Annotated in this window: 21 protein-coding genes; 16 read left to right on the top strand and 5 right to left on the bottom strand. The window is 65.2% G+C overall.

Annotation, left to right across the window (positions count from 1 at the left end; translation table 11 throughout):
• The 13 genes from ACE3T8_RS04290 (at nt 1) to ACE3T8_RS04230 (ending at nt 14,243) form a co-directional block, all read left to right on the top strand.
• Nucleotides 1-2,790 (top strand): phage tail length tape measure family protein, encoded by a 2,790-nt coding sequence (locus ACE3T8_RS04290; protein ID WP_374607105.1) that lies wholly within the window; start codon nt 1-3, stop codon nt 2,788-2,790.
• Nucleotides 2,790-3,989, top strand: coding sequence for a hypothetical protein (locus ACE3T8_RS04285; protein WP_374607104.1), 1,200 nt, complete (start codon nt 2,790-2,792; stop codon nt 3,987-3,989). Before ACE3T8_RS04290 ends, ACE3T8_RS04285 begins: the two co-directional genes overlap by 1 nt.
• Nucleotides 3,982-4,875: a hypothetical protein gene (locus ACE3T8_RS04280; RefSeq protein ID WP_374607102.1), complete on the top strand. Its 894-nt coding sequence runs from the start codon at nt 3,982-3,984 to the stop codon at nt 4,873-4,875. The genes ACE3T8_RS04285 and ACE3T8_RS04280 overlap by 8 nt, the downstream gene beginning before the upstream one ends.
• Complete coding sequence (locus tag ACE3T8_RS04275) at nt 4,866-5,300, top strand: hypothetical protein (RefSeq protein ID WP_374607101.1); 435 nt, start codon at nt 4,866-4,868, stop codon at nt 5,298-5,300. The genes ACE3T8_RS04280 and ACE3T8_RS04275 overlap by 10 nt, the downstream gene beginning before the upstream one ends.
• Complete coding sequence (locus tag ACE3T8_RS04270) at nt 5,297-5,521, top strand: hypothetical protein (protein ID WP_374607100.1); 225 nt, start codon at nt 5,297-5,299, stop codon at nt 5,519-5,521. Before ACE3T8_RS04275 ends, ACE3T8_RS04270 begins: the two co-directional genes overlap by 4 nt.
• Nucleotides 5,511-9,902: a hypothetical protein gene (locus ACE3T8_RS04265; RefSeq protein WP_374607098.1), complete on the top strand. Its 4,392-nt coding sequence runs from the start codon at nt 5,511-5,513 to the stop codon at nt 9,900-9,902. Before ACE3T8_RS04270 ends, ACE3T8_RS04265 begins: the two co-directional genes overlap by 11 nt.
• 1 nt (nt 9,903) lies before the next feature.
• Nucleotides 9,904-10,284, top strand: a complete 381-nt coding sequence (locus ACE3T8_RS04260) for a hypothetical protein (RefSeq protein ID WP_374607096.1) — start codon at nt 9,904-9,906, stop codon at nt 10,282-10,284.
• Nucleotides 10,285-10,289: 5 nt separating this feature from the next.
• Entirely contained in the window at nt 10,290-11,210 is a 921-nt protein-coding gene (locus tag ACE3T8_RS04255) for a hypothetical protein (protein WP_374607094.1), read from the top strand.
• Nucleotides 11,162-11,920, top strand: a complete 759-nt coding sequence (locus ACE3T8_RS04250; RefSeq protein ID WP_374607092.1) for a LamG domain-containing protein — start codon at nt 11,162-11,164, stop codon at nt 11,918-11,920. Before ACE3T8_RS04255 ends, ACE3T8_RS04250 begins: the two co-directional genes overlap by 49 nt.
• A gap of 139 nt (nt 11,921-12,059) precedes the next feature.
• Nucleotides 12,060-12,245, top strand: coding sequence for a hypothetical protein (locus tag ACE3T8_RS04245; RefSeq protein WP_374607090.1), 186 nt, complete (start codon nt 12,060-12,062; stop codon nt 12,243-12,245).
• Nucleotides 12,242-13,387, top strand: a complete 1,146-nt coding sequence (locus ACE3T8_RS04240) for a hypothetical protein (protein ID WP_374607088.1) — start codon at nt 12,242-12,244, stop codon at nt 13,385-13,387. Before ACE3T8_RS04245 ends, ACE3T8_RS04240 begins: the two co-directional genes overlap by 4 nt.
• Entirely contained in the window at nt 13,378-13,983 is a 606-nt protein-coding gene (locus ACE3T8_RS04235) for a formyltransferase family protein (protein WP_374607087.1), read from the top strand. The genes ACE3T8_RS04240 and ACE3T8_RS04235 overlap by 10 nt, the downstream gene beginning before the upstream one ends.
• Nucleotides 13,984-14,009: 26 nt before the next feature.
• The gene (locus tag ACE3T8_RS04230; RefSeq protein ID WP_374607085.1) at nt 14,010-14,243 is read left to right on the top strand and encodes a hypothetical protein; all 234 of its coding nucleotides are present in this window, start codon (nt 14,010-14,012) and stop codon (nt 14,241-14,243) included.
• A 5-nt stretch (nt 14,244-14,248) separates the two neighbouring features.
• On the opposite strand, the gene ACE3T8_RS04225 is transcribed toward ACE3T8_RS04230, so the two are convergent.
• Nucleotides 14,249-14,479, bottom strand: coding sequence for a hypothetical protein (locus ACE3T8_RS04225; RefSeq protein ID WP_374607083.1), 231 nt, complete (start codon nt 14,477-14,479; stop codon nt 14,249-14,251).
• A 186-nt stretch (nt 14,480-14,665) separates the two neighbouring features.
• Between ACE3T8_RS04225 and ACE3T8_RS04220 the strand changes: the two genes are divergently transcribed.
• Nucleotides 14,666-15,526, top strand: a complete 861-nt coding sequence (locus tag ACE3T8_RS04220; protein ID WP_374607081.1) for a PhzF family phenazine biosynthesis protein — start codon at nt 14,666-14,668, stop codon at nt 15,524-15,526.
• A gap of 30 nt (nt 15,527-15,556) precedes the next feature.
• Complete coding sequence (locus tag ACE3T8_RS04215) at nt 15,557-16,438, top strand: PhzF family phenazine biosynthesis protein (protein WP_374607079.1); 882 nt, start codon at nt 15,557-15,559, stop codon at nt 16,436-16,438.
• A 118-nt stretch (nt 16,439-16,556) separates the two neighbouring features.
• On the opposite strand, the gene ACE3T8_RS04210 is transcribed toward ACE3T8_RS04215, so the two are convergent.
• Complete coding sequence (locus tag ACE3T8_RS04210) at nt 16,557-17,060, bottom strand: VOC family protein (protein ID WP_374607077.1); 504 nt, start codon at nt 17,058-17,060, stop codon at nt 16,557-16,559.
• Nucleotides 17,061-17,143: 83 nt separating this feature from the next.
• On the opposite strand from ACE3T8_RS04210, the gene ACE3T8_RS04205 reads away from it, so the two are divergent.
• Nucleotides 17,144-17,710 carry a DnrO protein gene (locus ACE3T8_RS04205; RefSeq protein WP_374607075.1) on the top strand — a complete coding sequence of 189 codons (567 nt, stop codon included), beginning with the start codon at nt 17,144-17,146 and terminating at the stop codon, nt 17,708-17,710.
• 300 nt (nt 17,711-18,010) lie between these two features.
• Here ACE3T8_RS04205 and ACE3T8_RS04200 read toward each other — a convergent pair whose 3' ends face one another.
• The 3 genes from ACE3T8_RS04200 to ACE3T8_RS04190 form a co-directional block, all read right to left on the bottom strand.
• Nucleotides 18,011-18,931, bottom strand: a complete 921-nt coding sequence (locus tag ACE3T8_RS04200; protein WP_374607074.1) for a hypothetical protein — start codon at nt 18,929-18,931, stop codon at nt 18,011-18,013.
• 151 nt (nt 18,932-19,082) lie between these two features.
• Nucleotides 19,083-19,904, bottom strand: a complete 822-nt coding sequence (locus ACE3T8_RS04195; RefSeq protein WP_374607072.1) for a hypothetical protein — start codon at nt 19,902-19,904, stop codon at nt 19,083-19,085.
• 146 nt (nt 19,905-20,050) lie between these two features.
• On the bottom strand, nt 20,051-20,284 hold the full coding sequence (locus tag ACE3T8_RS04190) for a hypothetical protein (protein ID WP_374607071.1): 234 nt from the start codon (nt 20,282-20,284) through the stop codon (nt 20,051-20,053).
• Nucleotides 20,285-20,521: the final 237 nt, after the last annotated feature.

The following is a 20,521-nucleotide window of genomic DNA, read 5'->3' as shown; positions in this document are numbered from 1 at the left end:
TTGGCCACCCGCACCCTGGACGTCGCGCTCCGCATCGCGGCTGATCTCGATGGTGCGGTCAAGGACCTCAATGCGCTGGACACTTCGCTCGACGGCGTCAAGGGCGCGGGACAGAACGCGGCGCAAGGTCTGAATGCCGCATCCACTGCTGCGGGCAAGAACAGCACCGCTGCCAAGGCCGCTGCAACCGCGCAAGGCGCGCTTGCCACGGCGACGCAAAAGACCGCCGATGTCCAGAAGCGCGCCGCGCTCACCGCAGGCGAACTGCGTGCAGCGCAGCGCCAGTTGCCGGCGCAGATCACGGACATCGTCACCAGCCTGATCAGCGGGCAACCCGCGTACCTGGTCGCCATCCAGCAAGGCGGCCAGCTCAAGGACAGCTTCGGCGGCGTGGGGGCGGCATCGCGCGCCTTGCTGGGCGCGCTATCGCCGACGGTGCTTGCCGTGGGTGGTGCCGCCGCGGTCTTCGGCGCGATCGGCGTGGCGATGTTCCAGGGCTACCAGGAGTCGCGCGCGTTCGAGCGCGGCCTGATCTCGACCGGCAACAGCGCCGGCCTGACAGCCGGGCAAGTGGGCGACCTGGCCAACGACGTGGGCGAAGCCACGGGCGAGTTCGGCGATGCCAATACGGCGATGCTGCAACTGGCGCAGTCCGGCAAGCTCACAGGCGATTCGCTGGAACTCGCCGCAGAGGCCGCCGTCAATTTGGCCAAGCTGACCGGCGAGAGCATCGAGGCGACCACCGAGAAGGTGATTTCGCTGGCCGAAGCGCCCAGCGCATCGCTGCTGAAACTTAACGAGCAATACCGATTCCTCACCCTGGAGGTCTACGACCACGTGCGTGCCCTGGAAGAACAGGGCCGGGCCGAGGACGCTGCGCGCGCGGCAGTCGAGGCGTTCGCCAGCGTGCACGAGCAGCGCGTCCGCGAAGCCGAGGAGCGCGCTGGCTTCCTGGAGCGCACGTGGAAGTCCCTGGGCACCACCATCGCCGGCATCTGGAATGGCCTGAAAGACCTGGGCCGAACCGATACGGAATACAAGCTGCAGGCCGCACGGCAGGCGCTTGGGGATGCGCAGGCGCGTGCTGCGGCCCGTGGGTTCCCGTTCAACCCGGCGCGCTATGAAGCCGAGATCAAGCTGCTGGAGCGGCAGGCAGAGGCCGAAAAGAAAAGCGCAAGGGCCGCCGCCGACAACCAGCGCCAGCAGGGCGAAGCCGTCAAGGCGCGCGAGTCGATCGAGCGCCAGCTGGAAACCGTGGACAAGCGCGCGGCCAAGCAGCGCGAGTTGAACAAGCTGGCCCGCGAATACACGGCCATCGCGACCGCAAACCCCACTGATTCCCGCCTCACCGATGGATCGCGCGAAAAGCTCGAGGCGGCGATCGCCGCAAAGTACGCCGACCGCGCAGCGCCGAAGGGCCGAACCCGGAAGCCTGGCAAGACCGAGGCTGAGCAGGATCAGGAGGCCGCGGATCGCGAGCTGGCAAATCTGGAGAAGCAGATTGCGCTGCTGGGCGAGTTGGAAGATGGAGAACGCCAGGTCAGCCGCGAGGCGCAGACCCGCTACGAGATCGAGAATGGTGCGTTCCAGAAGTCCAGTGCTGCCAGCAAGCAACAACTGATCGAGAAGGCGAAGATCCTCGACGCACTGCAGGCGGAGAAAGAGGCCGAGCGCGAGCGCCAACAGGAGCTGGAAAAGACCAAGCGCCAATACGAGCAGCTGCGACAGGAGCTGCAAACACCGGTCGACGCCACGGTCGAAGACATCACCGCAAAGATCAAGGTGCTGAACGAGACGCTGGCCGCGGGATTGCCGATCGCCGGCGGTTACGACGCAGCGCTGAAGCGCATCTTCGAGCAAGCCGCCACCAAGCCGCCCGAGTTCCGCTCGCCATACGAAGGGCAAGACGATCTGACCGGCTTGCTTGGCGATCAGTCGCAGTTCGACGCCTACAACCAGCGTCTGCAGGACTGGTATGACCAGCAGTTGGCGATCGCGAAGGCCGGGCGGGAAGCCAACGCGTCGCAGACCGCTTACTGGGACACCTTCGAGAAGCAAGCAACAGCGGCGCACTTCGAGGAACTGGCCGCGATGCAGGCCGCCCAGCGCCAAATGCAGGTCAACGCCACGCAATCGATCTTCGATTCGATGGCCTCGATCGCACGCAGCGCCGCCGGCGAGCAGTCAAAGGCCTACCGCGTCATGTTCGCCATCAGCAAAGGCTTTGCGATCGCGCAGGCCGCTGTGTCGATGGCCACCAACATCGCCAAGGCCAGCGAGGCCGGCTTCCCGCAGAACTTGCCGCTGATCGCCGCCGCCATCGCGCAGGGCGCGCAGATCGCATCGATCCTTGCCGGCGCGAACTACAGCCCCGCCGGCTACGCCACCGGCGGCCGCATCGTCGGCCCGGGCACCCGCACCAGCGACTCGATCCCGATCATGGCGTCCGTCGACGAGCACATGATCCGCGCGGCCTCGGCCACCCAGCCCGGCGCGCGCGCCTTCCTGGATGACTTCAACGAGCGCGGCATGCCGGCGCTGTACGACTGGGCGCAGGTAGGCGCATACGCCGATGGCGGCGCAATCACCGAAGCGGTCGAGCCGCGCGCGCGCTTTGGCACGCCAAGCGCCTCGCCGGTCAACCTCAACAACGACATGGCGCTGTACCTGTACCAGGACGCCGAGCAGCTCGGCGCGGCGATGGCCAAGAGCCCGGCCGCGCGCAAGCAGATGGTCGCGGAAGTCATCGAGAACGGCCAAGCCATCCGCATGGCGTGGGGACTTGGCTGATGGCCTTCGAGGAAAACGGGCCGCGCATCTGGCCGGTCACGCCGTGTTGGCAGTCGGCCGTGCAGGAAAGCCTGGCGTGGGAAACCGACGTCATGCGCGCCAGCGCCACCGCCGTGAGCCAGCATCGCAGCGTGCGCATCGGCCCGGCGCGGGAACTCTCGTTCGAGGTGCTGAGCACCGGCAAGGAACGCCGCGTGCTGGACATGCTGCTGGCCGGCCACCGCGGCTCCTGGCAGTTGCCGATCTGGGGCGACGTGCAGTGGCTCACCGCCGCGATCGAGATCGGCGCGGACGAGGTGCCCTGCGCAACCGCCGGCTTCGATTTCGTCCAGGGCGGCAACGTGCTGCTCTACAGCAGCGTCAACCGCTGGCAACTGCTCGAAGTTGAGACCATCGCTGCCGATCACCTGGTGCTGGCCAGCGCCACCACGGTGGCTTTCGGCCCCGGCGACCGCCTGTACCCGCTGCGTCGCGCGCGCCTGCAGCCGGGCGCCGAGGAACGCATGAAGTCGCTGGACACCAGCCGCCGCCGCCTGGTGTTCGACATCGACGAGCCATGTGACTGGCCGGCGCTGGTCGACCCGACCCTGTACCTGACGCACCCGGTGCTGGACGTGTGGCCGGACGAATCCGAAGACCCCGCCAGCAACTACCAGCGGCTCCTGCAGTCGGTGGCCTACACCGGCACGCGGAAGTTCGAATACGACCTGGCCGACCAGGCGCTGCGCATGCAGACAACGCACTGGAAGCTGTTCAATCGCGCCCAGCACACCTGGTTCCGCTCGCTGCTCTACACCCTGGACGGCCGCCGCGTGCCGATGTGGCTGCCCAGCTTCACGGCCGACCTCAAGCCGGTGGCGTCGATCACCGGCGGCTCGACCTCGATGTCGATCGAGTGGGCCGGCTATACCTTGTTCGGCAAGGACCGGCACAACCGCAAGGATCTGCGCATCGGACTGGACGACGGCGCGGTGCTGTATCGCCGCATCACCAACGCGGTGGAAGCCGGCGACACCGAAACCCTCACCCTGAGCGCCTCGCTCGACGATGGCGCGATCGCACCGGAGCGGATCCGCTCGATCGGCTTCCTCGCCCTGGCCACGCTGGCCAGCGACAGCGTGGAGATCGAGCACATCACGGACCAGGACGGCACGGCTCGATCGACGCTGGGCTGGCAGGCGGTGGTGCCGGATGTTTGACCCCCTGCAGAAGTCCCGCTTCGGCGGCCGACCGGTGCGGCTGTTCCGCTTCCAGCTGCAGGGCGCGGTGTGGTGGTTCGCCCAGGCGGACCGCGACCTGGACCCGCCCGGCGGCGCGACCTACCGCGCGGCTGCGATCGAGTGCGACGACATCCGCCAGACCAATGAGCCGGCCAAGGACAAGCTGAAGATCCGTGTCGCTTACCTGCGCGACCCGAACGCCAGCCCGGCCGACATTCCCAGCACGCAAGACTTCGGCGACCTGTGGCACCCCTACATTCCCAGCGATGCGGTGCAGGTGATGTGCCTGGAGTGGATGTACGGCGACAGCGACCCGCCGAAGCTGCGCTGGAGCGGGTACGTGGCGCAGCCCGAGTTCACCGACGTGCAACTGGAGCTGACCTGTATCCCCAGCACCGCGATCGGCGAAGCGAAGGCGCAAGGCCCGCGCAACCAGCGCGCCTGCTGGAAAGTGCCGTATAGCACCGGCCTGCGCGGCTGCAACCTGGTTGCGGCGGACTTCGAGGTGCCGGGCACCATCACAGCAATCGACGGCCTGACCGTGACCGTGCCGGAATTCGCCGCGCCGGAGTTCCCGCTGCTGCAGGGCGAGTTCCGTTGGCCGCGCACCATCACCGCGCACAACGGCGACATCGAGATCATCGAGCGCCGCACCATCACCAAGGTCGACGGCGCGGCCGTCACGCTGCTCTACGGCGGCCTTGGCCTGGCCGCGGCAGTGGAAGTCGCCACGCTGCCCACATGTCCCGGCACCTGGGACGCCTGCGCCGCGCGTCGTGATGACCCGCAGAACCACTTCGGCGGCTGCGTCTACAAGCCGGTCAAGAGCCCCTACGACGGCGGGGAGTCGATGTCATGGGGCTGAACCTGCGCGCGCGTGCGCGGCACCGCGCCTACGTCTGGTACTGGCGTGCGCGTTACTGGTGGATGGACTCCGACGAAGGCACCTGGGCGCGTATTGGCGTGCAAGTGCTGCTGTCGATTTTCGCGCTGGACCAGATGATCCGCGGCACCATCGGCGCGCTTGCACCGCAAGACCCCGCTGAGCCGGTCAAGGCCTACGTGTGGGTGGTGCAGCTGATCATCGCCATCGTCGCCGCCATCGCGGTCTACGCGCTCACGCCGAAGCCCGAGACCCCGCAAGCCAAGCAGCAGGAAACGCCCAACGTCGAGGACGGCGCGCACGTGCTGGAGATCGACGGCGACGTGTGGATCGAAGGCGAAGGCGAGTTCGTGCTGCAGCACAAGGTCGTGGGCAAGGAACCGATCAAGAGCGGGGGCAAGAAGTGACCGAGCCCCGCATCCATATGCGCCACGCGCGGGCCTTGCGTGGCCGTGGCAAGCAGACGTGCACGCCTGGTCTTCGCGGGTGGGCAGCGTTGCACAACATCGACCTGATGCGATTCGCGCGGGAAGGCTACGCCGGAGAAGACGCGCTCCGCATCGGCGACTACTTCGCGCTGGAGCTGCTCGACATCGCGCGCACGGAGGCGGCAGGCAATGGGCGGTAGTTCGCAAACCACCGGCTGGAACTATCGCCTGGCTTGGCTGCACATGCTGGGCATGGGTCCGTGGGACACGTTCCTCGAGTTCCGCGGCGCGGACAAGGTCATCTGGAAGGGCCGCATCACCGGCAACACCGCCCTGGCGCTGTCCGCGCCGAAGCTCTGGGGCGGCGACAAGGACCAGGGCGGCGTGCAAGGCACCCTGCGGCTGATGTTCGGCGAAGCTGGCCAGCTACCCAACGCGTACTGCACGACCACCTTCGGCCCGCGCACGGCCGCGTATCGCGGCTTCATGACCGCGGCCTGGGAAGGCGGTATCTGGGGCGCCAACAACCCGTGGGCGCAGAAGTGCAGCTACCGAGGCGAGCGCTACAACAAAGGCTGGGACAACGACGATCCCTGGTATCCGGAGACATGCCCGGTACCGATCGAGGGCGAATTCTCACCCGGCACGCCCGGCGCGGGAACTTATCGCTGGGCATTCAAGATGGGCGGTGCGCCGCTGCTTGCCGTGTCGCCTGACGGCGCCGACTGGACGGACCCTACGACATTCGCGGCGGGGTTTTACACCGCGGACGTGACGGTGCTGGTCGGCACGCGCCTGGTCTCCATCAACGCAGGCGGCAGCACACGGCACGCGCCCTGGACCACACCCGGCTCGTGGGTGACTGGCCCGGCAGCGGGGGCAGTCTCAGGCATCCTCAACCCCGTCGTTTGCGTGATCAACGGCCGCGCGTTTGTTGCGCGCGGGATCGCGGGTTATAGCTACAGCGACAACGTCACGGTTGGCTACACCGAAAAGAGTGGCACCACGATCATGATCTTCGGCAACGAAGATTATGTAGTCCGTTTCAGCAGCAACAGCTCGCGGCAGTTCTTCTATTCCACCGATGGCGGAGAGGCGTTCTCGGAAGGGATGACGCTTCCTGGAACGGGAAACATGTATGGAGGCGGCGGGCAGCTGTCCCGTGTTGCGATCTGCGGAGAGGAAGATGGCTTGCCGGTCATCCACTATTCCGACGACGGCTTCCAAACCAAATCCGATGCATTGATGCCGCTCTCGCTCGAGCCGGGCTACGTGGCCGAGCTGAAGCATCTGGTGGGCGAGGAATGGGTGGCCTTCGTGCGTGGGACCGTGGGTCTGACCGGTGCGATTCTGCGATCGACGGACAACTGCGAATCCTTCGTCAAGGTCGACCTGGGCTATCCGATTCAGACCGGCCAGAATTACCAGGGTAGCTGCGGCTATGACGCACGGGATGGCCGGCTTGTTTGTGCGGTCACCGACGCTGAAGGCACGAAGCTTCTCTACACCGACGACCGCGTCGCCTGGTTCGTGGTCGATCATGTAGCGGCATTCGATCCAGCCTCGATCTTTTGCATTGCGCCCTACGAACCCGGAACACCCGCGGTCTATGGGCGGCTTGCCAAGAACCCCGCCCACATGATCCTGGAGCGGCATACGCAACAGCACTCGGGCCGGCAGCCGCGCAGCAGCGTGAATCTGGACCACCTGACGATTGCGGCCGACTGGTTCTACAGCCGCGGCTTCGGGTTGTGCACCACGCGCAACTCCAAAGACGAAAGTCCGCGCGAGTACATCAAGCGCATCGAGAAGGTGGCCGGCTGCAGCTTCACCAAAAGCCTGGACGACGGCAAGTGGTACCTGGACATCGCCAACGGTGTCTATGACCCGGAAACCCTGCAGGTCATCAACGATGACCATGTGCTCAAGTTCAAAGAAACCAGCAGCACGTTGGACAACGTGGTCAACAGTGTTTCGGTGAAATACTTCGACCCGGAGCGCAAGGAGACCATCATCACGCCGCCGGTGCGGGCGATGGGGCTGATCGCCCAGTTCGGCGAGATCCACCAGACCTTTGACTACCCGGAGGTGCCGATCGGGCGCATCGCGCTCGAGATCGCGACGCGCGAGCTGCTCGCACGCATCACGCCCACGCGCACGTTCGAGCTCGACTGCAATCCGGGCGTATATCGCCTGCGCAAGAACCAGTACGTGGATCTGCAGCTGCCTAGGCGCGACATTGCGAGCATGGTCTGCATCGTGGGCGACATTCCCACCAGCGGGTCGCTGAAGTCCGGCGCCTTCCAGCTCAAGCTCACGCAGGACATCTACAGCCTGCCCACCACCGAGTACGTGGTCGAGCTGGGCGAGGACACCAGCCCGCCAACCACACCGGTGACGATCGAGGACCAGATCGCCTTCGAGGCGCCGTACATCGACGTGGTGGCCAGCATGCCGGCGGCCGACTTCGCCGCGCTGCCGGCGGACGCGGGTTACGTGCTGGGCGCGGCGGTGGATCCTGGGCGCATGCGCGACTTCACCATGATGGTGGCGCCGGACGGCGGCGCCTTTGATGACGTGGGCGATGGTCAGTTCTGCCCGAGCTGCACGTCCGCGGGCCTGGTACTGCCTGGGCTGCAGGAGGGCATCGGCTTCACCAATCCCAGCCGCATGGCCAGCGTCCAGGTCGGCGATGTTGGCTGGTGGGATGGCGAGCTGGTGCGCGTCGACGCGATCGACCTCGATGCCAACACGCTGGACCTCGGCCGCGGCTGCGGCGACACGATTCCCAGGCCGGAGCACGCGCCAGGCAGCCGGATCTTCTTCTACCAGTCCACCGCCGCGTTCGATCGCACCCAGCACATCGCCGGCGAAGCGCTCGACGTGAAGCTGCTCAGCAACAGCTACAGCCAGCAGCAGGCAATCGCCAGCGCGACTTCGATGGACGTGACCTGCAACCAGCGAATCGATCGCCCATATGCGCCTGGCGATCTCAAGATCGACGGCGTCTCCGTGTTCGCAGTCGGCACCGCGACAGTCGGCGGCGGTGGCGGCGGCGGTGGCGGCGGTGGTGGCACGGGCGGCGGCAGCGGCGGCGGAGGAACCCCGCCGCCACCGCCCGGCGGCAGCACGCCGAACACCGGCGACCCGAAGACGGACCCGGACTACTACGACACCTGGCAGGAACAGGGCGACCTGCCTGGTGGGTTCGTCGGTGAGCCGTATTTCCACATCGGCGACGGCCGCGACACCGGTGTGTTCAAGGGTGGGTCGCTCGGCAAGGTGATCGGCACCGTGTGCCCTGGCGTGGGCGCATACAACCAGGTCAACGGATCATCCGCGCTGATGGCGTTCGGCGTTCCGACCACGGCCGGCACTGCCGATGCCGACATTTGGGTCTTGACCACGCTGTCGGATGCGGAGCCGCACGGCGGGCACTTCACCGGCAGCGTGACCATCGCCCCAGCGCCAACGTTTTCGGGCTACGACTGGCTGTGGCGCGACCTCGCCTATGGTCTTGGGCACGACTACAGCATTGGCCGGCCGTGGAGCCGCGCGAAGGTGTGGGCCTACGGCGGGCTGCTATCGCGCGCCGGGTTCGACACTGGCCAACGCAAGCAGGAAATCACCGTCAGCGGCAGCGGTCCCGCGGGGCACACCTGGTTCCGCGTTTTCTGCATGACGGACCACACGATCTACGGCCCGGGCGACGTGGTGGCGTACCGCGAGATCCAGATCGACGCCGGAGACCTGACCCGTTCGCTGGAGTTCGATGCCGATGCGGGAACCTACGAGGTGCTGGACGAGAGCGGCGCCGTGGTGACGTACGGCGCCCTTGCGTTGCCGCCTGGCTGCAAATATCGGCTGGGCTGGTACTCGTCCAACAAGGGCGCGGTGATCCACGGCAACTTGGGCAACGAGAGCTGGCTGGTGCCGACCACGTCGGGCTTCGACGGCATTCCCAACGTGCTGCCATCACCGCGGCCGGTCGCGTGGGACATCAACTCGAACACGTCGTACATCACCTCCGATGCGTTGCGGCTCAATGCCCTGACGCGGGCAGGTTCTTCCTTCAGCACCGAGGCCGGCGTGATCCTGGCCGACGCGGGCAAAGCGTCCGGACAGTGGCGGGTGCAGTTCACGAGCGAAGACCGCAGCGGCCAGCACCTCATGGGGCTTGCAAAGGCCGGCCACACCGGCCCGCTTGGCCAGGGTGGCGACTCGATCGGATGGCGCAACGTCACCGCTGCCTTTGGTGGCGCGCGCGAGCACAAGCTGTTCTGGAGCTGGGGCGGCGGCGGTGAAGCCTCACTGCCGGTCGGCTTCGGTACCCGCGAGGCGGGCATGGGCAACTCGCCGCTGGCCCAGGCGTCCTTCGGCATCGACGTCCCTGCGAGCGCCGTGATCGTGTTCATTCGCGAGAATCGCAACGGCATCTGGAGCGACTGGCACGAGTGGATCACCGTCCCGGGCTTGCCCGCTGGCACTTATTTTCCGGCCGGGTACACACCGTTCGAGGCCATCTTCGACCTGTACGCGTCGCCGCCGGTGCCGGTCGCCTTTGCGGATTGGAGCTACTGACATGCCCACGCTGACCTGGGCCAATCGCAACCGGATTGTGCAAGCCGACGTGCCGGTCGATCACTTCGCCGCGAACACGGGCCTCGAGGATGGCCAGGAGACCAAGATCGAATGGCGCTGGCGTGCCGACCCGGGTGACGCGTGGAGCGCGGCCACCGTGCACACCGTCACCGTGCCGCCCACCAGCACCTTCAACCCACCGGCCGACGGCTGGGTGCAGGCCAAGGTCTACAGCTGGCGCGACAGCCTGGAGAGCTGGGAGCACTACCTCCTGGAATGGCAGGTGGTTGGTGGCGCAGTGGTCTCCCCGGAAACACGCATCACCACCACTGCAGATCGTCGCGTCACCACCAGCGGCGATGTCCGCAAAACGACAGGATAAGCATCATGGCCGACCTCATCATTAGCGCAATTCCGGTCACCGCTACGGCGCTGGGGCCCACCGACCTGATCGAGATTGAGCAGGGCGGCGTCAGCAAGCAGGCGGCGCTCTCGCTGCTGGGCGGCATGCTGCTAGACCCCGACGATACCCTCGCCGCCGACAGTGACGACGTGGCGCCATCGCAGAAGGCGGTGAAAGCGTTTGTCGCTGACGCGATCGCGGGGTTGGCGCCGCCCGGATTCTCGATCGGGGTCAGGTTCATTGCCGACATAGCAGCCACCACCGATGCCGACCCCGGCGTTGGCAATCTGCGCTGGAACCATGCGACGCAGGGCAGCGCCACCGTGCTGTTCCTGGACGACGAATCCACCGATGGCGCGGCGCTCACCGGCTTGTGGCCTGCGCTCACCGCCGGGGGCTTCCTCTATCTGCAGCACCCGCAGGACGTGGACATCTGGCAGATCTGGCTGATCACCGGCGTTAACGACGCCAGCGGTTACGCCAAGCTCACCGCGACGATTCTGGTCAACGGCGGAAGCTTCGCCGACAACGACCCGATGCTCGTCACGATCGAGCAAGGCGCAATAGGTGTCGGCGCGTCGACCACGCAGACGACCGAGTGCATCTCAGGCCTGTTCGTGGCGCCGGCTAACGGCGACTACCGCATCGTGGTGAAAGCGCCGCATGGAGGCACTATCACCGAAGTCACCACGGTGAGCGCAAGCGGCACGTGCACGCTCACAGCGAAGATCAACACCACTGCGCTAGGGGGCACGGCAAACAGCGTGTCTTCTTCGGAGCAGTCTCAAGCGCACTCCAGCGCCAATGTGTTCTCGGCCGGCGATGACATCGTGCTGACCGTGTCCAGCAATTCGTCATGCTCGAAGATGACGGTCACCATCAAGTACACCAGGACGCTCTCGTGATCCTGTTTCTCGATGACAGCGGCGGCGCCACCGACCCTTACTTCTCTAGCGTGCGCTCGCTGATCCACTTTGACGACGCCAACGGCACGATCTTTCCCGTTGACGTTAAGGGCAAGACCTGGACGGCAGGCGCCGATGCCGTGGTCAGTACAAGCTCGCCACTGACCGGGTCCGGCTCCGGCCTACTGGATGGGACCGCCGATCACTTCTCTACGCCGGATCACGCTGACTTCGAGCTTGGGTCCGGCGACTTCACGATCGAGATCGACGTGCGGTTTGCTTCTCTGCCCGCTGCGTCCGGGGCGATGGCGTTGGTGTCGAAGTACCTCACGCCTTCAGACCTGTCGTATTTTTTCTACCTGTTCAACAGTGCAGGAACGTACCGGCTTTATTTCACCTATTCCACCAATGGAAGCGCGTCGACCAATGTGTTCGTTAACTGGACGCCATCGACCGCGACAAAATACAAGCTCACTGTCGAGCGCAACGGCGCGAACCTGCGCTTCTATGTTGACGGGGTACAGCAGGGCAGCACACAAGCGGTCGCAGGGACCTTCTACAACGGAAACGCCGTTCTCAGGCTGGGTGGTACGCCGAGTTCGGGCGCAGCCTACCCGTTGAATGGAAAGATCGATGAGTTCCGCCTGACCGTTGGCGTGGCCCGGTACGTCGGCAACTACACGCCGGTCGAGCCATTCCCGGACAGCTAAAACAGGGCGCCGCCGCAGCACCGGCAAGTGCTGTGACGGCGCCGCAACGCACGCGCTACTCCGCGTGGAATTAGCCGAGGCCCTGCCGCTCCCGAGAGCGCAGCGATCCTCGGCGATACCCATCGCAGGAGCTGAGAACGTGGCAAACAAAGCAACAGCGGCAGCGCAACGAGGCGCGGCCAAGAAGGCGCCGGAGCGGAACGGCTACAAATACCGCCAGCAGTACGGCATCGTGGTGATCTGTGACAACGAGCAAGCGCAGGCACGTGCCTATGCCCGCCTGCAGCGAGCCGGCTTCAAGCAACTGCGTGTGGTGACCGTATGAAGATCGAGGTCGACCACACCTGCAGCGATTTCAACAGCTACCGCGCCGCCCGCGTGAAGTCGCTGTTCAACTGCGAAAGCGGCGCCAACTTCCGCCTCTCGGCCGAGCTGGCCATCGACGATCCCGACTGGCGCGTGGGCGTCGTCGTCGGGCCTTCCGGATCCGGCAAGACCAGCATCGGACGCCAGGTGTTTGGGCCGCGTGCCATGTGGCAGCCGCGCTGGCCAAAGGACGCGCCGGTGGTCGACGCGATCGCACCTGGCGAATCCTTCGACGTGGTGCCGGCCGCACTGTCTGCGGTGGGCCTTGGATCGGTGCCCACCTGGTTGCGTCCGTACGGCGTGCTGTCGAATGGCGAGCGCTTCCGCGCCGACCTGGCCAGGCTGATCGCGGAACGACCGCAGCGCGCCGTGGTCGACGAGTTCAGCAGCGTCGTCGATCGACAGATCGCCCAGATCGGCGCGATGGCCTTCGCCAAGGCATGGCGACGGGGTACTGGCCAAGCGGTGCTGCTCAGTTGCCACTACGACGTGCTGGACTGGATCGAACCCGACTGGATCTTCGACACGGCTACCGGCACCTTCGAGCGGGCGCAAGCCGGGAGGCGTCTTCGGCGGCGCCCGCCGATCGCGTTCGACCTCTGGGAAACCGACCGGCATGAATGGCCGGCGTTTGAGCCGCATCACTATCTGAAGTTGCCGTCGATGATCGCCGCGACGTACTACGTGGCAACGGTCGCTGGCCAGCGCGTGGCGCACCTAGCCGTCGGTACGCGCCCAGGCTTCGTGGAGGCGCGTGCGTGCCGCTTGGTGGTCATGCCCGAGTGGCAGGGCGCGGGCATCGGCCTGCGCTTCCTGCAGGCTGTCTGCGAGCGCTGGCGCACGGGTGGCAACCGGTATGGCCTTAAGGGTCCGACGCTCTTCCACACGAGCCACCCCGGCCTGTGTGCGGCGCTCAGGCGCGACCCGAGGTGGACGCAGGTCAGCGGCAACCTGGTGGGCGACAACCGGGCGAAGAGCAAGGCGACGCTGGCCAAGTCGGCGGCAAAGGGCTGCATGGCCTTCACCGGCGCCGGCTACGGCGGACACTTCCGCGCCGTGCAGGGCTTCCGCTACCTCGGGGAGGGCGCGGCATGCGCGTGATGCTGGTCGGCCAGCAATGGCTGGGTGCCGAGGTGCTGGCGATGTTGCTGGCCAACGGCCACGACGTGGCCTCTGTTGCGTCGCCGGCGGGCGACCGGCTGTACCGCGCGGCGGTGGCCGCCGGTGTTCCGGTGGGCGATCCTGGGCGCGTTCTGGCGGCCTCATGGGTGCCACCCGGCACAGAATTGATTGTGGCGGCCCATTCACACAGCTTCATCACGGCCGGCGCTCGTCAGCGCGCCCGCCACGGCGCAATCGGCTACCACCCCAGCCTGTTGCCCAGGCATCGCGGTCGCGATGCGGTGCGCTGGACGATCCACATGCGCGACCAGGTGGCGGGCGGCACGGTCTACTGGATGACCGACCGCGCCGATGGCGGGCCGATCGCGGCGCAGGAGTGGTGCCATGTCCGCGCCGGCGACGATGCCGGCGAGTTGTGGCGGCGTGACCTCGGGCCAATGGGCATCCGCTTGCTGGCCAGCGTGGTGGCAGACGTGGCCGCAGGCCGGATCGTCAGGGTGCCTCAGGACGAGGCGCTGGCCACTTGGGAGCCGGCGTTCGAGCGTCCCTCGCTGGCCAAGGCCGGTCTCACCTGAGGAGAGGCCGGTGGCGACAATGCCGGATGCTCCAACGGTCCTGCAGATGGATGGACGGCGTCGACGCCTCGCACCTGTACTGGAACTACGGGTGCATCGGCGTGGTGCGCGAGTGCGAGGGGCGCTGGACCACGCTGATCATGTGGCGGGACAAGACGCACACCGCCACCGCTGGCAGCAGGGCGCAGGGCAAGCGCTGGATCGAGCGGTGGGTCTCGGTGCAGCGTGGGCTGCCCAAGGCGCCGCGGAGAGTGCGGTAGCCGGGCTAGAACGGCAGATCGAAGTCGAGGTCGAGCGGCTGTGGGCGCCGGCGACGAATCGAGGCCTCTTGGTCACGCAGGCGGTACAGCAGCCGGGCCTTGGCCACCCGGCGGCGCCAGTTGCCGCCGGTGTCCGTCTTGTCCGCAGCATCGATCTGGCGGCGAATCGCCGAGGCCTTGGCGGTCAGGGTTGCCGGCTTTGAGGCCGGCGATCGGGAGGTCGCGTTGGTGGTCATGGCCGGATCATGCGACGCCGGCGTCGCACGGACTGAGCGCGGTACCATTGCGGCTCCCGCAATTTCATTGCGTGCTGCGCAAAATGCCTACGTGCCGATTTATCTCACCACGAGGGGCGATTTATCGCGCGCCGCTACAGGTGGTGCATTCTAGCCGGCCTCCCCTGTCCGTGAGCCGCGTCCGCCATGCCACGTCGTTATCTGCAACTCGATGTTTTCGCGGCGCGCGTCGGCACCGGCAACCCGCTGGGCGTGGTGTTCGATGCCGGCGACATGGACACCGCGGCGATGCAGTCGCTCGCAGCGTGGCTGAACCTGTCGGAGACGATCTTCTTCCTGCCGCCCGATGCCGGCGCCGACTACCGGATCCGCATCTTCACCCCTGGCAGCGAACTGCCTTTTGCCGGCCATCCCAGCGTGGGCGCGGCGTGGACAGCGGTGGTGCACGGCCTGGCCACCCCGCGCGACGGAAGGCTGGTCCAGCAGTGCGAGGCAGGCCTGCTGCCGGTCGAGATCACTGGCGACCACACCCACCCGCGCGTCGCCGTGCGCAGCCCGCGTGCGCGCTTGCTGCAGGATCACGCGCCACTGGCCGGCATGGAAGCGATTGCGATACCCGGACAAGCCGCAGCACTCTGGAACAACGGCCCCTCGTGGTGGATGATCGAAGCGGCATCGGCCGACGTGCTCCATGGCTTCAAGCCAGACTTCGGCGCGATCGCCGCATGGACCAACGCGACGCACTCTACCGGCGTCGCACTCTTCGCGCTGGAAGCGGACACCGATCACCACGTGGCCGTGCGCGCGTTCTGCCCCGGCGATGCGGTCAATGTGCCGGAAGACCCGGTCACCGGCAGCGCCAATGCGCTGGTCGGCGCGCTGCTGCATGCGCAAGGCCGTCTGCCCGGCATTGATGGCCGCTACATCGCCAGCCAGGGGCGCGAACTCGGCCGCGACGGGCGCGTGCATGTACGCGTGGACGAAGGCGGCGAGGTCTGGATCGGCGGCCAGGTGCAGCAGGTCATCGCCGGCACGCTGGATTGGTAAGCTGCGCGGCCCCCGCTTGACTACGCCGCCATGCCCCGTCGCTACGTGCAACTCGATGTGTTCGCCTCGCGCCCCGGCGCCGGCAATCCGCTGGCCGTGGTGCTGGATGCCGAGGGCCTGGACGATGCCGCGATGCAGGCGATCGCCAAATGGACACGGCTGCCGGAAACCACCTTCGTGTTTTCCGCCGTGTCCGACGACGCCACCCACCGCATCCGCATCTTCAGCCCGCGCCGCGAAGTGCCGTTCGCCGGCCATCCCAGCGTGGGCACCGCACATGCGCTGCTCGATGCCGGACTGATCGCACCACATGATGGGTTCGTCGTGCAGGACGGGATCGCCGGCAAGTTGCCGCTGAAAGTCACCGGTGAGGGCGCGGAGCGCACCGTCGCCGTGCGCACTCCGCGTGCCCGCGTGCAGGAGATCGCCACGCCCGACGATCCGCGCCTGCGCGATGCACTCTCCGGGCTGGAACTCGGCCGCCTGCCACCGGTGCTGATGGACGGCGGCCGCCGCTGGTGGCTGGCCGAACTGGCCAGCGAAACCGCATTGCGCAGCGCCACCCCCAACTGGGAGGCGATCATCGCACTGGCCAGCGCCACCGAGAGCATGGGCCTGTTCGTCTACGCGCGCAGCGACGACCCGGTTTATCACTACGCCGTGCGCGCCTTCGTCGGCGCGCCCACGCAATTCGAGGACGCCGCCTCCGGCGCGGCCAACGCGACACTGGCCGCATGGCTGGCCGAGCGCGGTGCACTGCCGGATCTTCCAGGCGGGTTCTATCGCGTCAGCCAGGGCCGCGAGGTCGGCCATGACGCCATCATCGAACTCAGCATCGATGCCGATGGCGATGTCTGGTCGGGGGGCCGCGCGGTGGCGGTGGTGACCGGGTCGCTGGACTGGCCGGAGTAGCCACTCGCGCGCCAGCTTTGTGGCAGGGGCTTCAGCCCGATGCCTGGATCTGTCGGGCCTGAAGTACTCACCGAAGAGCATCGGGGCTGAAGCCCCTCCCACAAAAGCGTGATACCGCTCAATCGCCCTTGTTGTTCGGTGCCCATGCCATCGGCTGCCACAGCTCCACCTTGTTGCCTTCGGGATCCATGATCCAGGCGAAATTGCCGTTTTCGTGCGACTCGGGACCCTTGACGATCGCCACATCGGCCGCGCGCAATTGCGCCAGCAACTCATCCAGATCGTCGACGCGGTAATTCACCATCATCGAGGCCTGGCTGGGGCTGAACCAGGTGCTGTCGGCGTCGGCCACGCACCAGACGGTCAGCCCGCCGTCATCCGCTTTGTCGTCCGGCCATTTCAGTACCGCCCCGCCGAAATCCGACAACTCCAACCCCAGGTGATCGCGATACCACGCGCCCAACGCCGCGCCCTTCCCCGTGCTCTTGAAGCACACCCCGCCGATCCCCGTCACCTTCGCCATCGTCGTCTCCTGCCTGGAACATGTCGGCGCATTCTGCGGCATGCGCAAGCTGGGCAGAGCGGAGATCGGTTGTCCGGCAATGACGCCGCACGCGCGCATCGTTGACCTGTGTCAGGTCTGCCGTCCTCATGCGCCATTAGCATGGACCGTCGCCCGATGCCGGGCGCCTGCCGGAGACCCGCATGGCCATATCCACCCGACATTTCCCGCGTCCGATGACCCTGCTCGCGCTGTGTATCGCCCTGGCTGCCGCCGGATGCAGCGAGCGCCACGCGCCTGCCAATCACTCCGCAGCCGCGGCACCCGTCACAGCCCAAGCCAGCGTCGCCCCTGTCGACGCTCGCACGGCACCGACGCCGCACGCACACGCCGCGCATGCAGCCGCCGCCGCACTGCCCGCCACCCCATGGGCCAGCGACGCGCCGCTGCGCGACGGCATGCGCCGCATGCACCAGGCGATAAGCGCGCTCGAACATGCCGAGCACCGGCATCTGGATGCCGCGCAGACCACGGCCGCTGCACAACAGGTGCTGGTTGCCGCCAATGACATGATCGCCAACTGCAAGCTGCCGGCCGCGCCGGACGCCGCGCTGCACGGCCTGTTGGCGACCTTGCTGACCGGTGCGGCCGCGCTCAGGGACAAGCCGGACGACACTTCGCCAGTCGCATCGATGCGTGATGCCGTTGCGTTGTATCCGCGCATGTTCGAAGACGCGACCTGGCAGGCCGATACCGCAACGGAGAGGTAGCAAGCACGGTGCCGATGACCCACGCCGCGCGCACGACTCGAGTCGGCGGAGGCGAGTGTCTGGTGGTTTGGGGGGGGGCGAGCGCTTCAGGGAAGTCGCTTGTCGCGAACGTGACATGACCAGCAAGGAACAGCAGCTACTCGATAGCGCGCTCGAATTAGATTGGCGGTGTCATGTGGGGGCTGGGTCGCGTCGCAGTCAACTCTTCATGTCGTCGACCAGAGGAAGGACGGACCACGTTTCGGCTGCATGCGGAATTCACCGCCCGCAGCCTTGTCCTTCGCAGCCGGGTGATGCTTGTCAGGCGTATATCTTGTTTCGTTTTTTGATCGAGGCCCTTAGAAAGATCACTGCAAGCAATAACGTGAATGCGCCTAAAGCACTTGAATGTCCGCCTTCGCAGATTCCCGTAAGCATGGAGCCAATATAGTCCAGGATAAATCGACTGCTGCGAGGAGAATCCCAGCCGAAGATCTCGCACTGGCGATTATTTTCCAGGGTGAAAGCTCGATAGGACAGCCAGAATAGCCATGCGCTACCTATTGCGTAATTTAGCCATAATCTGCTGCCTTGTTTATAGCTTGTTTGCGGTGAACTTCTCGCAGTCGTTGTCGGGGACGCGTCTTCTGATCTCGTGGCTGGCAGGGCGGCTGACGACTGATTTGAATCTGGCGCGATCCCTGGTGAATATGGATGGCGTGCTCGATTTGGCCGGCCTTTGGACTCGATGATTATCGCCGCACATAATGCCAAAATCGGGCAAAGGATCAATGCTATCAGCGATGGGATAATTGCATCCCTCCAGTCGCCTTGATTGACAACGAACGGCCAGACGTTGATTCCCAACCCCACGAGGTGCAGCAGCATTGCTGACTTTCCCACATTGTTGAAGCCGCGCCATTGGGTGACGCTGACAATGTAATGAAAGGCCAGGGCAAGTAGCGAAGGAAAAAGGAGCAACCCGACCAATAGCGAAGGGGGCGTGAAATGTATTTTTGATGAGTGCGTGGGGGGAGGGCTCGAGGGTGCATCGGATGCTTGCTGCTCCGCCGCTATCGTGCGCGTCCTGCTTGCCTCGGTTGCGCGCACATACGTGTTGTTTTCGATCGTCTTCGCTATTTCAATAGTGTTGTAAATTGAAATCATGTTTGGCAGTTGATATACGACAAAGAATGGCGCAATGACGAGAATTGCTCTTATGAGAATGGATGGCTTCGACATTATTTTTTATCTTGTTTGAGAGGTGCCAGGAACATTCGTGCGATTTCAATGCAGGTCGTCCGGGTGATTGGGTGCCGCTAACGCACTTCATGCCCAAGGGTGCCGTCTGAAGTCATCACTCCGAGACGCATGTTGTCGGGTTTGCATCGGGTTATTTTCTGGCCTGCGCCTCTTCGACTAGTACGTCAGCCTCTGCTATCTTGAAGAGGTATTGCTTTTGTTCCGCACTGACAGGTGTACCACTCGACAGCGCCTGAAATCTCTCCAGACGTTCCTCTTGTTTTTTCTTTACATATGCCGCCCGCCCTGCAGCATCCGTATAGGGAAGAACGCGAGGAGCCGCGTTTTGCGCAGCTTCCTCCTGGTACTTCTTCAAGTCTTCTTCCCTGCGGCTAACCTGGGATTCGGTAAAGCTGCGCACGACTTGTTTTTCATGATTTGTCAGTGTTCGGCCTTCCCTTTGTTGATATGTGATCTCACGCCGACGAACGAGGTTTTCAATATAGGCCTCGCGCTCTGCTTCATTTTCAAAGACTTTGTGGTTTTGAATATCTACAGGAGTTTCTGAAGCTTCTATTGCCTTGTTTGTGTAGTTCACACTCGCTTCTTTGTCGAGGCGGTCGTATTCGGATCCATAGCCACTCGGAGCCTTGTTACGCGCCGCAAAAAGTGCGATCTCTTTCATGATTTGAACGCCCCGTTGCGTTGGGCGGTCAGTGAAGGCTTCCTTCCGGTAAACCTTTTCTCTTTCGCGCTCGGGTACGTCAGGAAGGTTTCTCTCCAGAATCCTTCGGATGGCTTCTTCCTGAGTGGCTTCTTCGTGAGCGGCCTCTTGTCGCGCTGGGCTTGCTTTTCGCTGGGAGGTTTTTGGCTCCGGCGTTGCTGATTGCCCGTCCACGTTTTGCCCCAAGATTGAATCTTGTTGCCCGCATGCGACTAAACATGACAAGACGGCTATAGCGGCTATTTTCATTATCAAGTCCATTTTTGGTGCACGGCTGCAAGAAGGTGTGACGCTATCGGGTTGCGTCCACCGAGAAGGTTCAAGAAGGTCCAACGCCGCCTGGATTACGACTCCGTTGATATCCCGAAAGAAATTTCGTGATGTATCCCGCAACGTCACCGCCCCATCCCGAACAACCCGCCCTCCCGCACCTCCGCCCGCCCCAGCGCGACCAGCATCTCCAGCAACTGCGGCAGGCGCTTCTTCCACGCGCCGCGTGCGGTGAACCGCGCACCGATCTCATCCAGCGAGAGCGGCACGGGGCTGGTGGCGAGCAAGTCGGCGACGGCGCGGACTTGTTCGACGGTGTCCTTTGGCCATGCGATGGGTTTCGTGGCGACCATCGGCAACGCGGGGGTTTCGTCGGAGTCACTGGCGGTGTCGAGGGTGGTTTGTTCGGGGGCGGCGTGGGCTTGCGGGTTCTGGAAGTCGGGGCGCCGCCAGCGGATGTGGCCGCGGGCTTCCGGCGCGCGTCAAGGTAGTTGTCGCCTCAGTCATGCAGCCATGGTCTGACTATCGTTGACGCTTTCGTGCGTGGTCACGACCGAGTCGCGCTCGGGGTTCAGGGCGACGGCACCGATCGGCGA

Origin of the sequence: Thermomonas sp. (assembly GCF_041919455.1) — a bacterium.
In the GTDB taxonomy this organism is placed as follows: Bacteria; Pseudomonadota; Gammaproteobacteria; order Xanthomonadales; family Xanthomonadaceae; genus Thermomonas.
This window is presented reverse-complemented; position numbering and strand designations above follow the sequence as displayed.